Here is a 13,478-nt window from a genome sequence, read left to right on the forward strand (position 1 = left end):
GGGTGTGAATCGGCGCTCCTTTGCGCTACCCGGCGCATCCAGGGCGCGTTGGAATGGCCGTGGCAGCGTGCAGTGACGGTTCTTCTCTTGGTGGGCCTGTGCTGCCGTGCTCGTGTTCATGGCATTCGCAGAGCGTTACGGGGAGATTCGAAAGTGTGGACATCTGTCGGTGGCCCGGGCGGGCTCAGCACGCCCGGCGATCCCGAGAGCGGCACCTTGGTCGGTCGCGACAAGGACCTCGCCGCGCTGCGGGCGGCCATGGCGGAGCACCGGCTGGTCAGCGTGACCGGCCTGGCCGGGGTGGGAAAGAGCCGGCTGTGCCGGGCGGCGATGGGCGGCGGCCCCTGGCAGCGGGTGGTCCACGTGCGCTGGACGGGACGCGGGCCCGCCGTGCCCGGAGGTCTGGGACGGCGCGTCCTCGAGGAACTCACCGGCAGGCCGACAGCATCACGCACGGACTTCTTCGCGGTCGTCGCAGACCTGCCCGCGCTGCCGACGCTGCTGGTCCTGGACGACGTGGACCCGGTGCGGTGGGAGTGCGCGGGGCTGGTGCAGCGGTTGCTGATGGCCCTGCCCACGCTGCGCGTTCTGGTGACGTGCCGCCGCTCGCTGGGCGTGGGGGAGGAACGGGTCTTCCGCCTGGCGCCCCTCGACTGCCGCTCGCCACAGCACGCCGGCCGTCCGTCCGCCGCGGTGGAACTGTTCCTGGAGCGCGCGCGGCGGGCGGTCGCGGACTTCCGGCCGACCGAGTCGGACCTGCGAGCCATCGACGAGGTGTGCTCGGTGCTGGAGGGAGTTCCGCTCGCCATCGAACTGGCCGCACACCAACTCGGCGCGCACGCGCCGGCCGATCTCCCCGGCCTGGTCACGCACAACCAGTGCCGGCTGAGCGCCGACGATCCCAGGGTGCCGCGCCACCGCTCGCTGCGGGAGGCGATGGCGGCCGAGTACCTGCTGTGCGAGGAGGACGAACGCGCCGTATGGCGACGCGCCGGCATCCTCCAGGGCCCGTTCACCGAGGAGACGGCCGTCTTCGTGTGCGCCGGCGGCGGCGTGACGGCGGACCAGGTGCCCTTCTGCGTGGCCCGGCTGCTGTCCTGCGGGGTCCTGGAGCGCCTGGACCATCCGGGCGGCGTCAGCATGCCGCGCTACCGGATGCGGCGGGCGGCCCGCCACTTCGGCCTCGAACAGCTCACCGGGACAAAGGAGTTCAGGGTGGCCGCGGAACGCCGCATGCTCCACTGCCGACGCACCGCCGCCGTGGCCGACAACCTCTGGAGCACGGGCTGCCAGCGCCAGGCCGTCGAACTCGTACGCGAACGGTACGCCGACATCCAGGCGGCGATCAGCCACGCGGTCACCCGGCAGGAGCACGTGGAGTGGGCCGTGGAGACGATGGTCGGCCTCTGGTTCTGGTGGATGGTCTACGGCCATGTCGAGGAGGGCCGCCGGGCGCTGCTGGGCCTGCTGTCCCTGCCTGCCCCCGCCGACAGCCCCGTGCGCCGCGAAGGATGGTGGCTCGCGGCGTGGATGTGCGCGGACCGTGATCCGCGGCGCGCCGGCGAACTGCTCGCGCGCGCCTGGCGGGCCGCCGTGCTGGCCGGCGACGACGCCACCGTCGGGCGCGTCGCCTACGTCCACGGGGTGCTGGCGTGCCACCACCACGACGTCCACTCGGCCGCCGCGCACTTCCGGCAGGCCGCCGACACCATCCCGGCCCTGGCCCCGGGCGGCCCCTCACCCGCCGTCAGCCTCGCCGCCCTCGCCGTGGCGCAGCTCCGCAGCGCACCGGACGACGCCCGGCACAGCGCGCGCCGCGCCCTGACCCACCCGAGCGTCCGCACCGACGCCTGGGCCACCATGCTCGCCCGCCACGCCCAGGCTCTCCTCGACCACCACGACGGCCGCCCCCGACGCGCTGCCCGGCGGGCCCGCCGCGCCCTGGAGGCGCTGGACCCCACGCTGCCCGACCCGCGGGGGACGGCGGCGCTGCGTCAGCTGCTCAGCGAAGCGGGGGCGCTTCCCGGAGCCTGACACCGGCGGACTTACCGGACTTGGGGTGACCGGACGCCGTCGGCGCGGTCCGATTACGAGCCAGTGGGGGTCCTGCCAGGCGTGGACGCCGGGGGTACGGCGCGTGACCTCGTCGCCGAGGTCCTACGGGGCGGAGCGGAGCACCAGCAGCGTGATCTCGCTGGGGGCGAAGATGCGGAAGGGCGGGCCCCAGAAGCCGGTGCCGCGGCTCGTGTAGAGCAGGGTGCGGGAGCCGTGCCGGGTGAGGCCGGCGAGCGCGGGCTGGTCGATACGGACCAGGTGGTGGAAGGGCCAGATCTGACCGCCGTGGGTGTGCCCGGAGAGCTGGAGGTCGACGCCCGCGGCGGCGGCCCGGTCGATGAACTTGGGCTGGTGGGCCAGGAGCAGCACCGGGAGATCCGGGTCGACGCCGTCCAGCGCACCGGCGAGGTGGGCGCGGTGCCCGGCCAGACCGGAGGATTCGGCGGTGACGTCGTCCACGCCGGCGACCACGAGGGTGTCGCCGCCCCGTTCGAGCAGCAGATGGCGGTTGCGCAGCGGTTCCCAGCCCAGCTCGTCCATCAGGTCGACCCAGCCCTGAGCCTCGCTGTAGTACTCGTGGTTGCCGGTGACGTACACCCGGGCCCGGGTGGCCTCCACGGTGCCGAGCGGGGCGGCCTGGGCGCGGCGCCGTTCGGCCGTGCCGTCCGCGATGTCGCCGGTGTGGCAGACCAGGTCGGCGTCCAGGGTGTTCACGACCTCACAGACCCGCGCCGACCAGCGGGCGCGGTCGAGGGGCCCGTAGTGGGTGTCGGTGATGAGGGCGACACGGGTGCCGTCGAGTCCGGCCCCCAGACGCGGGAGCAGAACGTCGAGTTCGCGTACGCGGGGGACGCGCCGGGCCTCGTAATACCCCCAGGCGAGCAGTGCGGCGGCCACACCGAGGACCGCCCAGGTGACGATACGGGCCCGGTCCTGACCGTCCCCGACACCGGCCAGGGCCAGGGCCGCTCGCAGCAGCACACCGAGCAGCACGGACCAGGTGAACAGGACCCAGCTGCCGCCCAGGAGGCTGTCGCCGATGATCGCGGCCCGGTCCTGCTGGCGCCGGCCGTGGCCCCGCATCATCGCGATCGGCATACCGATCAGCCCGAGGGCGAACAGGAGGGTGCCGACCACCGTGACGGGCAGCGGCCAGTGCTGATCGGAGTACAGCAGCACCCCACAGGGCACGGCCCACAGCAGGACGGGGGCGATCAGGGGGAGATAGCGCACCAGACGGAGCACGGGGCTCGGCCGAGCCTCGGGTGCCGCACCGTCTGCGGGTCGGGTGTCGCTGGTGTCGGTCACGCTGCTGCTCCTCCTGCTGTCCGGTACGACAAATGATGCCTCTTGCCATGCGCTTGGCCGCGGGGAGGGGAGGAGCGCCGGGTTCGATGACGCGAACCATCCCTGCTCGCCTGCATGTTCGTATGATCGCGCGGTGAGGATCTGGACGGAGCGCCCTGACAGGACGGACGTCGAAGCCGTCGTTCGCAGCTACTTCAGCCTGCTCCGAGCCGGGAGGATCCAAGGGGCCGAGCAGCTCATCGATCACCACCCGGTCCGGCATGTGCTCAAGTCACTGTGGACCGGGGTCGTCGACGCGTCCGCCGACGGGGACGAGGAGAGCGGAAGCGCTGCCGCCGACGAGTGGGAGCAGGATCTGTCCTGGCTCGGCGAACTCGGTCTCGCGGACTTCCACTGGGGCGACACCGGCAGCCATGTCTACGTCGAGATCACCCACCGCGCCCAGGTGGTCGAGGTCGCGTTGAGCTTATGGGTCAAGCCTGTCGACGCCGGCTGGGTGATCGCTGGACCGAGCACCCTCTGGTAGGGCGAGAAAGGGCAACGATCGGGCCGGTTCGGTGGTCGTACGAGGCGATGCAGCCCTGCCTTCCGTTGGAGGATCGATGAGCCGATACGTCGCGTTGACGGGCCACAGACAGACCGACCGGCGTGAGGTCCCCGCACCGGCCCGTACGGCGAGGCGCGGTGCCGTGGTGGGTGCCGTCGCCGTCGTGCTGGTGGGGGCGGGGGCTTCGGCTGACGCCGTGCCCGGCACCCCGGTCACCGCACCCGTGGTCAGTGGCGCGGTGGTCAACTCGGGGCATGACGTCATCGTGGGGATCACCCGCGACGTGGTGTTCCCGGTCACGGTCACCGGAGCGGACGACTCCGGGCTGTCCTTCGCCGACGTGGACCTGAAGGGGCCGCACGGAGGCTTCTACACCACCGACGCGTTCTGCGAGACCGCCACGTCGTGCACGACGACTTTCACGGTGAACGCCCACCCGGCCCCCGGCAGCGACGACCCGGTGGACCTGGCCAACGCCAACGCGGGCACGTGGTCGGTGGACGCCTTGGTCGACGCGGTCGACGGCGGCTCCGTCTTCGCCCCCGGCGCCGGGTCGTTCGCCCTCAAGCGTGCCGCGCGGCTCACCGTCAACGCCGCCCCGGAACCGGTGGCGAAGGGTGCGCGGATCACCGTCACCGGCAAACTGGTGCGGGCCAACTGGGACACCTACCGGTATGCGGGGTACGCGGGCCGGGCGGTGAAGCTGCAGTTCCGCCCCAAGGGCAGCAGCACCTACACCACGGTGGCCACGGTGAACACGAGCAGCACGGGCACCCTGCGCACCACCGTCAAGGCGGTCGAGGACGGCTACTGGCGCTGGAACTTCGCCGGTTCGACCACCACGGGGCCTGCCAAGGCGGCCGGCGACTACGTCGACGTACGCTCCTGAACCGAACGACCTACTCCGCCTGCCGTCCGCCCGGTGTCGTACCGGCGGGCTGGGGGTGTTTCGGCGCGGCGTCGACCGTGTCGCGGATGCGGCCGAGGAGCGTGCGCAGGGTGGCGCGGTCCTCGGCGGTCAGGGCGTCGGTGGCCGTGCTCAAGGCCTCTCGGTCCAGGTCCTCCGCCTCCTGGTGACGGGAGCGGCCCGCGTCGGTGAGCGCGAGCAGGTGGGCGCGGCGGTCGGTGGGGTGGGGCAGCCGTGCCACGAGGCCGTCCCGCTCCAGGGCGTCCACCAGGCTGGTCGCGGTGCGGGCGGCGATGCCCAGCATGTCGCTGAGGTCGCGCATCCGCATGGGTTCGGCGGTGTGGGCGAGGAAGCGCAGGGCGCGCAGCCGTGCCACGGAGGTGCCCTTCTCGGCCAGCCGTCCGTCGACGTAGGTCCGCAGCCGGTGGGTGGTGGCGAACATCTCGTCGATCAATGGATCGCTGCTGCCCGGTACGTCCCTCACCGTGGCGCTCCTGTCGTCGTCGGCTTGTCTTCTCGGGCCACAACTGCTGTGCGCCGCGTGTCCGTTCCTATCGCATGCGGGCGGCGGGCCGTCGGGCGACCGGCCGTCCCGGTGCGGGGGATGGGCTCCAAGAAACACTGAGGTTACTCAAACTGAGTATGCTCAGTATGTGTCCGTACGCCTCAACCAGCGCATCGTCGTCCCCGTCGTCTGTGTCGTCACCGCGTTCATGTCCATCGTGGACGGAGCCGGGACGACCGTCGCCCTGCCGTCCATCGGACGGGACTTCGGGCTCGCCACCGCCGGTCTCGATGCCGTCGTCGTGGTCTACCCCGTCTGTGTCGGCCTGGCCGTGCCCGTCTCGGCGTGGCTCGGGGACCGCTTCGGCGGCCGGAGCACGGTGCTCGTCTCGTTCGCCGTCTTCACCCTCGCCTCGGGACTCTGCGGCGCGGCCGGATCGCTCGGCGAACTCGTCGCCTGGCGTGCCCTCCAGGGACTGGCGGCCGGCATTCTGCTGCCGGTCACCGCCGCCTTGCTCTACCGCACCTTCAGCCTGTCCGAGCAGGTCAAAGTCTCCCGCTACATGATCATCCCGCAGCAGGTGGCGCCCGCCCTGGCCCCCATGGGGGCGGGCTGGCTCGTCGACCACCTGTCGTGGCGCTGGGTGTTCTACGCCAACCTCCCGATCGGCGTCGCCGTCCTGGTCTTCGGCCTGCTCTTCCTGGACCGGCACCGGGACCACGTCCCCGGCCGCCTCGACGTGCCGGGCCTGGTGCTCACCGCGTTCGGCACCGCGGGGCTGATGTTCGGGGTGAGCGAGGGGGCCGAGATGGGCTGGGGGAGCGCGCCGGTGCTGGCCGGACTGGTCGGCGGCGTGGTCCTGCTGGCGGCGGCCGTGGTGGTCGAGCTGCGGGTGCCCGAACCGGCCCTGCGGGTCCGCCTCTTCGCCGACCGGCTCTTCCGCGACACCAACATCACCGCGTTCATCGGCTTCATCGGCTTCATGGGGGCGATGTTCCTCGGCCCGCTCTTCCTCCAGGAGGGCCTCGGGCTGAGCGCCTGGGAGTCCGGGTCCGCCACCTTCGCCGAGGCCCTCGGCGTGCTGCTCACCGTCCAGCTCGTCGGCCCGCTCTACGCGCGGGTCGGGCCACGCCGTATCGCGGGCTGCGGACTGCTCGGGGTGGCGCTGGTCCTGGTCGCCTTCTCCCGGCTGGACGCGGAGTCCTCGCTGTGGGCGTTCCGGGGGTTGATGTTCCTGCTCGGCGCGGCGATGGGCGGGGTGTTCATGCCGACCACGGTCGCCTCGTTCACCGCCATAGCGAAGGCCGACGTCTCGCACGCCTCGACCCTCAACACCGTCGTACGGCAGGCCGCCAACGCCGCCGCGCCCGCCGTGGTGACCGTCGTGCTGGCCTCGGCCACAGCGGTCGGCACGGGCGCCGACGCCCATCCGCCCGTCTCCGCCTTCCAGCACGCCTACCTGGTGCTCGCGGCCGTCTCCGCGGTCGCCGCGCTCTTCGCCTTCACCATGCCGGACCGCGCGGCCCGCGTCGCCGCGTCGACCCAGCCGGCCGGCTGGCGCGAGGCGGTCGACGCCTGACCGCCTGCGGAGCGCGAGGCGGGGGCGACGCGGAGCCGAACGCCGGCATCACAAGGAGAGCCGTCCTTGTCAGGCGAGCGTGACCTCCACCGGCAGCTTCTTGATGCCGTTGACGAAGTTGGAGCGCACCCGCGGCACGTCGCCGTCGAGCCGGGGGATGAGCTCCTCGAAGGTGACGTGGTCGTTGTTCTGCCGGGCCACGTCGAAGTCTGGTCGTCCTTCAACCTCGCGAGCTGCTCGGGGTGTTGCAGCAGTGTCGGCATCGAGTGGGTGATGGTGTGCCGGGTGGTCTCGTTGCCGGCGACGACCAGGAGCAGGAAGTAGTTGTCGAAGTCCTGCGACGAGAGCGGGACGCCGTCGCGCGGGGTGGTGTCGACCAGCTTCGACACCAGGTCCGTGCCGTCGCCGCCGAGGCGCTGCCTCGCCGACGGAGACCGTCTTCGCGGCCCTGAACGGCCTGGTCTTCCACCAGGCCGCGGCGGGCACCCCGGCCCGCACCGAGGAGGGCCTGCCGGCGCTCCTCTCCACGGCCTTCCACCTGGAGCACGACCCGGCGCAGGCCGTCGGCGACGGTGCGGCACTCCTCGTCGCTGAGTTGATCCGCGACGAGGCCTCCTCGGCCACGTGGAGCACCGGCTGCGTCATTTCACGACCGCTCCCCGGTGTCGTCGACGTGGCGCCGCCACAGTCCCACCGTGCTGTCCCAGCGGATCGTGACGGTTCTTCCCGCGGGATCCGGGGCGGCGAGCGCCTCCAGGTCGGTCAGGGTGAGCGCGTTGAGCGCCTCGTCGTCGAGCCGTTCGGAGCGCAGTTCGAGGCGCGTGCCCGACTGGGGGTCGTGCAGGACATGGAATGCGGGGCCGGGCGGGGGAGTGGTCGTAGGCGGCTGGTCGTCGCCGTGGAGCAGCCGGCTGATGAGGCTGCGGGCCGCGCCGTAGGCCTGCTCCGCTGCCTTGGCGGCGAGCGTCTGGACGAAGGGGACGAGGGCCGTGGTCACGACGGCGGTCGCCACGATGGTGTGGGTGGGCTCTCCGCGGACCTGGGGTGGGGGCGGCTCGGTGTTCTGGAGGTCGACGGGGACGGGTTTGCCCTGGCGGCGCAGTACTTCGCGCAACTGGTACCTGGCATCGGTCACCTCCCAGGTCGAGGCGTCCGCGCAGGCGGCGGCGCGTCGGTACACGTCCTCCGCCTCTTGCAGCCTGCCCTGCCCCTCCAGTGCGTGTCCCTGAAGAAGCGCCGAGGTGTGATGCCCGAGTTCGGCGGCCCGGGCGTACCACTGGATCTGCGCGTCCGTGTCCCCACGCTGCCCGGCTGCGATGGCCAGATAGTCGGCGGAGTAGGCGTCTCCGGCCGCGGCCAGGTCACGTAGCAACGCCTCGCGGTGGCGGTCGCGGTAGGCGGCCATGTTGGCCAGGTGGCCTCCGGAGGCGGCAGTGCGCCGAAACCACCGGTCGACCTCGGGCCGGTTGTCGGCGTCGTACAGCCGCCGGCCCGCATCCAGCCAGGCCAGACGGACACGAGCCGCACGATGCCCGGCGTCGGCCGCCGCCGTGAGCAGCCGCCGCGCCTCCTGCGCCCGGCCGTCGACCGCCAGAAGTGCCCTGCCGAGCCGCCAGCTCGCGAACATGTCACCACGCTCGGCGGCAGCCCGGAACAGTGCTTCTTCGTGAGCCGAGAGCCCACCCTCCGGCACGGGATGGCTCCAATCGGACTCATCCCCCTGATCATGCGTCATACGCGTGACCCTAGCTTCGGGCGGGAGGCCGGCGGGGCTATGGGGTCACAAGCTGTGGGCGACGGGGTGCAGCGGTTGGTACAGCGGAAGTTCGGCGCCGCTCGGCAGCCGGACCGCCGTCAGCCTGCCCCAACGCTGTTCGCTGATCGGGCGGGTGACCTCGACGCCCTGGGCGCGGAACTCGTCGAGCTGTGAGTCGAGGTCGTCGCACATCAGGTAGAACTCGTGCCGGGGCGGGCCGTCGGTCGGGTGTACGGCGACTTCGGCCGGGGGCAGCTTGAAGACGAGCCACCCGCCGCCCGCGTCGACGCCGGGGAAACCGAGGACGTCACGGATGAAGGCGCGGTCCTTCTCGGCGTCCTGGCTGTAGACGATGACATGCGCACCGTTGATCATGGCTTGCTCCTGCCCATCGACGGGAGGGTGGTCGGGTCCTGGCATCCTGGCACGACGGTGATCGCCGTGCCCGTAGGGGGCTCGCCGATGCAAACCGGTCATGTTGTGGCGCGTTGCTGCGCTGTGGCGCGGGAGTTGGCGGTCCCAGGCCCATGAGCCGCTAGTATCACGGCATGATCACGGCCTGGTCACTCCTGTGTGTGCCGCGTGTCCGCGTCGCTGCGGGCCCGCTGCTGCGGGTGTCGGCCCTGGCCGTGCTGCTGTTCGGCATCGTGTTCACCCATGGCTTCCATGCCGAGAACGCCGAAGGACACCTGGTCACAGGCGTGACAGGGCCCGCAGCCGTCTCGGTCGCCGCGGATGTCGGCGTGGCCGCCGAGCGGGCGGTGTCCCGGTTCGCCGCGATAGGTGAGCCGCGTGAGGGTCATGGCTCCTCGCATCCGAACGAGCACTGTGTATCCGGTCAGCCGCAGCAAGGACCGGTACTGACGCCCCCGTCGTTTGCAGTGTCCGTTGGCGAATCCACCGGTTCCGGGACGCACGTGGCGCGGCGGGCCTTCGGCGGGTCGTTGCTCGCCGCTGTGCCGTCTGCCGCTCGGGGGTCGTCCGTCGTGCAACAGGTCTAGAGGCCCGAGTTTCGAGCGGCTTCACCGCTGTTGACTTCGTCCCACCCTCACCACCACGCACGCCGGCTGCATCAGCCGTGACCGAAGAGGCAGCGTGCGCATGGAGGATCTGTGCCGTCACCTTTCCGTACGCCCACGCCTGCCCTGCGGGCCGCGACCCCCCTCCTCGTCCTGCTGCGTGCCGCGCTGCTGGCGGTGATCGGCCTGTGCGCCCTCGTCCACGGCCTGTCCGGCGGGGAGGGGCGGGAGACTCATGGCGTCACCGCCACTTCGTACCCGGCGTCGGTCGCGGGCGGCGCGGTGCCCCACGGGCCCCATCGACACCATGGCGACGAGGAATGCGCCCTGGACGCGGCTGTCCTGGCCACGGCTCAAGCGGCGCAGCACGCACCCGCCGAGGTGGGGACGGCCGTACTCGTCGGCGTATCCGTGGCCCCCATGCGACCGGCCGCGGGCCGGGCGCCATGTCGCCGCCGTGGAAGACGTACCGGCAAGGCCGCGCTCGTCCGCACCTCGCGGTGGCGCATCTAGAACTCCCGTCCGCAGCCGAACCGTTCCAGGTCGGCTGCCGCGCCATGGCTTCGCACGCGCGGACGGGTCACCCGTCCGCCGTCCGGCCCGCGGCGCGAGATGAGCACGCACGCGTATTCATCGAGCGAGAGCGAACGAGATGCAGTCACAGACGCACACCACCGTCACGCCCGACCGGTCCGCCCTGTCGGCGCTCGTCGGCGACACACCGCTGCTGCGGGTCTCCGAGCCGCTGACCCCCGCGGACCGCGGCTTCTGGGCCAAGCTGGAGGGCTTCAACCCCGGCGGTATCAAGGACCGGCCCGGTCTGCACATGGTGGAACGGGCCCGCGCCCGCGGCGAGTTGCGGCCCGGCGCCCGGGTCATCGAGTCCACCAGCGGCACCCTCGGCCTGGGCCTCGCCCTGGCCGGACTGGTCTACGGCCACCCGGTCACCCTGGTCACCGACCCCGGCCTGGAGCTGTCCATGACCCGGCTGCTGACCGCGTACGGCGCCGAGGTCAACGTGGTCGCGGAACCGCACCCCACCGGCGGCTGGCAGCAGGCCCGCCGCGACCGGGTCCGGTCCCTGCTGGACCGGCACCCCGGCTCATGGTGTCCGGACCAGTACAACAACCCGGACAACACCAGCGCCTACACCCCGCTCGCCCTGGAACTGGCCGCCGAACTCGGCCACATCGACGTCCTGGTGTGCAGCGTGGGCACCGGCGGACACTCCGCCGGGGTCTCCCGTGTGCTGAAGCAGCTCTACCCCGAGGTGAGGGTGGTCGGGGTCGACACGATCGGCTCCACGATCTTCGGACAGCCCGCCCGGCCGCGGCTGATGCGCGGCCTGGGTTCGAGCATCTACCCCCGCAACGTCGCCTACGACGTCTTCCACGAGGTCCACTGGGTGGCACCGGCCGAGGCCGTGTGGACCTGCCGCCAACTGGCCACCTCCCACTACGCGACCGGCGGGTGGAGCGTGGGGGCGGTCGCCCTGGTCGCCGGATGGCTGGCCCGCACCCTGCCCGCGCAGACCCGCATCGCGGCGATCTTCCCCGACGGGCCACAGCGCTACCTCGGCACGGTGTTCGACGACGACTACTGCGCCGCCCACGGCCTGCTCGACTCCCCGCCCGCGCCCGAACCCGAGGTGATCGGCCGCGCGGACGAGAAGGAGGTCACCCGCTGGACCCGCTGCACCACCGTGGCCGACCCGCTCACGGCGGACCCGGGCGACCAGGCCCAGGAGGAGAACCGGTGAAGGGCACCCTCGCACAGGTCCGCACCTACGAACGCAGCGTCCAGCTGCTGATGGTCAATCAGTTCACCATCAACCTCGGCTTCTACATGCTGATGCCCTATCTCGCCGCCCATCTGTCCGGCACCCTCGGCCTGGCCGGCTGGGTCGTCGGACTCGTGCTGGGCGTGCGCAACTTCAGCCAGCAGGGCATGTTCCTCGTCGGCGGGACCCTCGCGGACCGCCTCGGGTACAAGCCGCTGATCGTGGCCGGCTGCGTGCTGCGCACCGTCGGCTTCGCGATGCTCGGCCTGGTCGACTCACTGGCCGCGCTGATCGCCGCCTCCGCGGCCACCGGGCTCGCCGGGGCCCTGTTCAACCCGGCGGTCCGGGCGTACCTGGCCGCCGACGCGGGGGAGCGCAGGGTCGAGGCGTTCGCCTTGTTCAACGTCTTCTACCAGGCCGGAATCCTGTTGGGCCCGCTGGCCGGGATGGTCCTGACCGGAGTGGACTTCCGGGTCACCTGCCTGGTCGCCGCCGGGATCTTCGCGCTGCTGAGCGTCGTACAGCTGCGCGCGCTGCCCGCCCGCCGCGCGGAGGACACCACGGGCCGGCAGGGCGAGCGCGGCGACGGTGTGCTGGCCCAGTGGCGCGGCATCCTGGCCAACCGGCCGTTCCTGCTCTTCTCGGGCGCCATGATCGGCTCCTACGTGCTGTCCTTCCAGGTGTATCTCGCGCTGCCGCTGGAGGTGCGCCGACTAGGTGGCGACGGGGAGTTCGGTACGGCGGCGGTGGCACTGCTCTTCGCGGTCTCCGGACTCGGCACGATCCTCGGGCAGACACGGGTGACCGCCTGGTGCAAGGCCCGGTACGGACCGGGGCAGGCCCTCACCCGGGGGCTGGCCGTGATGGGCGTCGCGTTCGTACCGCTGCTGGCGGCCACCGCCGTTCCCGTGCCGGTGTCCGGCCTCGGGCGGTGGCTGCTGGCAGCCGTGCCGCCGACCCTCACCGCGCTGCTGCTGGCCGTCGGCACGATGATCGCGTACCCCTTCGAGATGGACACCATCGTCCGGCTCTCCGGTGACCGCCTCGTGGCCACGCACTACGGCTTGTACAACACCATCTGCGGCATCGGTATCACCCTGGGGAACCTGCTCACCGGCGCCGCGCTCGACGCCGCCCGCGAGGCGGGCATGCCCGCGCTGCCGTGGATCTCGCTGACGGCGCTGGGCCTCGCCTGCGCGGCCGCCCTCTACGGACTGCACCGCACCGGGCGTCTGACCGCCCCGGCTCCTCAACTCCGGCCTGCCGCGGCCTGACCCACCGTCCGGGAAGGAGGCAGGGGCGGGCGGACGCGGTGCGCACGCCTGCCCCTGATGTCCCCCCAGGGGGCGCCTCAGGCCTGCTCGCGTTCGGCGCGACCGCGGATGAGCAGGATCTTGGGTGGGTGCCCCTCGGTGTCGATGGTCAGGGCGACCATCGGGTTCTCGCGCAGGTTCTCGACATCGGGCGGCCCCGCATCGCCCGAGCCGCCCTGGGCCTCAGTCCGTCAGCGTGGAGGCCAGTGCCTTCGTCGCGTCCACGAGTTCGACGTCCGGCTCGGTCAGGAGGCCCGGGATGACGCCGCGCCCGCTGCGGACGGCGCGGCGGGCGGCCGACTCCCACTCGACGTGATGTCCGTGGCGGCGGAGCTTCGGGTAGGCGGCGGCCGTGGTCTCCCATTGCCGGGCGTCGGCTATGTTCCGCAGCAGGCGCAGGATCTGGGCGCGGCATGTCGTCTGCGGGCGCCGTACCAGGTCCCACAGGAAGGGGACCGTGACGGCGGTGGCCTGTCCGACGACGAAGCCGTGCCGGCAGATGCGGTACCGCAGCCGGTCCAGCGCGTCCCGCGCGGCGGCTTCGTCGCCGGAGGCGATGGCGGCGAGCAGGTAGGGGATCGCGGCGGCGGACCCGGTCGAGTCCTCGATGTCGCCCCAGGGCACGAGACCGACGTCGCGGAGGGTGGTGGCCTGCGGGAGGCACCCCACTGTTTCCTGACCGCCCGCGCGCTCGGTGAGCGGTGCCATG

General features: G+C 72.2%; 13 protein-coding genes and 1 pseudogene. 8 read left to right on the forward strand and 6 right to left on the reverse strand.

What is annotated here, in order from left to right; translation table 11 throughout:
• Positions 1 to 153: 153 nt before the first annotated feature.
• Positions 154 to 2,034, forward strand: a complete 1,881-nt coding sequence (locus CRP56_RS39170) for an ATP-binding protein (RefSeq protein WP_097272321.1) — start codon at positions 154 to 156, stop codon at positions 2,032 to 2,034.
• Between the two features lie 123 nt (positions 2,035 to 2,157).
• Here the strand turns inward: CRP56_RS39170 and CRP56_RS39175 are convergent, their stop codons facing one another.
• A complete protein-coding gene (locus tag CRP56_RS39175) occupies positions 2,158 to 3,363 on the reverse strand; it encodes a metallophosphoesterase (protein WP_097272323.1) in 1,206 nt (401 codons plus the stop codon).
• A gap of 133 nt (positions 3,364 to 3,496) precedes the next feature.
• Between CRP56_RS39175 and CRP56_RS39180 the strand changes: the two genes are divergently transcribed.
• Both CRP56_RS39180 and CRP56_RS39185 read left to right on the forward strand, forming a co-directional pair.
• Positions 3,497 to 3,889: a hypothetical protein gene (locus CRP56_RS39180; RefSeq protein WP_097272325.1), complete on the forward strand. Its 393-nt coding sequence runs from the start codon at positions 3,497 to 3,499 to the stop codon at positions 3,887 to 3,889.
• A gap of 76 nt (positions 3,890 to 3,965) precedes the next feature.
• The gene (locus tag CRP56_RS39185) at positions 3,966 to 4,799 is read left to right on the forward strand and encodes a calcium-binding protein (protein ID WP_257041546.1); all 834 of its coding nucleotides are present in this window, start codon (positions 3,966 to 3,968) and stop codon (positions 4,797 to 4,799) included.
• Between the two features lie 10 nt (positions 4,800 to 4,809).
• Here CRP56_RS39185 and CRP56_RS39190 read toward each other — a convergent pair whose 3' ends face one another.
• The gene (locus CRP56_RS39190; RefSeq protein ID WP_306459462.1) at positions 4,810 to 5,301 is read right to left on the reverse strand and encodes a MarR family winged helix-turn-helix transcriptional regulator; all 492 of its coding nucleotides are present in this window, start codon (positions 5,299 to 5,301) and stop codon (positions 4,810 to 4,812) included.
• A 169-nt stretch (positions 5,302 to 5,470) separates the two neighbouring features.
• Between CRP56_RS39190 and CRP56_RS39195 the strand changes: the two genes are divergently transcribed.
• Positions 5,471 to 6,901, forward strand: coding sequence for a DHA2 family efflux MFS transporter permease subunit (locus tag CRP56_RS39195; RefSeq protein WP_257041547.1), 1,431 nt, complete (start codon positions 5,471 to 5,473; stop codon positions 6,899 to 6,901).
• A gap of 69 nt (positions 6,902 to 6,970) precedes the next feature.
• On the opposite strand, the pseudogene CRP56_RS39200 reads toward CRP56_RS39195, so the two are convergent.
• From CRP56_RS39200 to CRP56_RS39215, 3 genes and pseudogenes are all read right to left on the reverse strand, one after another.
• A pseudogene (locus tag CRP56_RS39200) lies at positions 6,971 to 7,326 on the reverse strand (cytochrome P450); the annotation flags it as partial.
• A 221-nt stretch (positions 7,327 to 7,547) separates the two neighbouring features.
• Positions 7,548 to 8,528, reverse strand: a complete 981-nt coding sequence (locus CRP56_RS48665; RefSeq protein ID WP_257041548.1) for a hypothetical protein — start codon at positions 8,526 to 8,528, stop codon at positions 7,548 to 7,550.
• Between the two features lie 153 nt (positions 8,529 to 8,681).
• Positions 8,682 to 9,032, reverse strand: coding sequence for a VOC family protein (locus tag CRP56_RS39215; protein WP_097272329.1), 351 nt, complete (start codon positions 9,030 to 9,032; stop codon positions 8,682 to 8,684).
• Between the two features lie 173 nt (positions 9,033 to 9,205).
• Between CRP56_RS39215 and CRP56_RS39220 the strand changes: the two genes are divergently transcribed.
• The 4 genes from CRP56_RS39220 (at position 9,206) to CRP56_RS39235 (ending at position 12,730) form a co-directional block, all read left to right on the forward strand.
• Entirely contained in the window at positions 9,206 to 9,658 is a 453-nt protein-coding gene (locus tag CRP56_RS39220) for a hypothetical protein (RefSeq protein WP_097272331.1), read from the forward strand.
• Positions 9,659 to 9,769: 111 nt separating this feature from the next.
• Positions 9,770 to 10,189: a hypothetical protein gene (locus CRP56_RS47265; RefSeq protein ID WP_143664971.1), complete on the forward strand. Its 420-nt coding sequence runs from the start codon at positions 9,770 to 9,772 to the stop codon at positions 10,187 to 10,189.
• Between the two features lie 139 nt (positions 10,190 to 10,328).
• Positions 10,329 to 11,435: a PLP-dependent cysteine synthase family protein gene (locus CRP56_RS39230; protein WP_097272335.1), complete on the forward strand. Its 1,107-nt coding sequence runs from the start codon at positions 10,329 to 10,331 to the stop codon at positions 11,433 to 11,435.
• Positions 11,432 to 12,730, forward strand: a complete 1,299-nt coding sequence (locus CRP56_RS39235) for an MFS transporter (protein ID WP_097272337.1) — start codon at positions 11,432 to 11,434, stop codon at positions 12,728 to 12,730. The genes CRP56_RS39230 and CRP56_RS39235 overlap by 4 nt, the downstream gene beginning before the upstream one ends.
• Positions 12,731 to 12,952: 222 nt before the next feature.
• Here the strand turns inward: CRP56_RS39235 and CRP56_RS39245 are convergent, their stop codons facing one another.
• Positions 12,953 to 13,477: a hypothetical protein gene (locus tag CRP56_RS39245; RefSeq protein WP_257041555.1), complete on the reverse strand. Its 525-nt coding sequence runs from the start codon at positions 13,475 to 13,477 to the stop codon at positions 12,953 to 12,955.
• Between the last annotated feature and the right edge of the window lies 1 nt (position 13,478).

The sequence above is a fragment of the Streptomyces sp. TLI_55 genome, from assembly GCF_900206255.1.
In the GTDB taxonomy this organism is placed as follows: Bacteria; Actinomycetota; Actinomycetes; order Streptomycetales; family Streptomycetaceae; genus Streptomyces; species Streptomyces aquilus.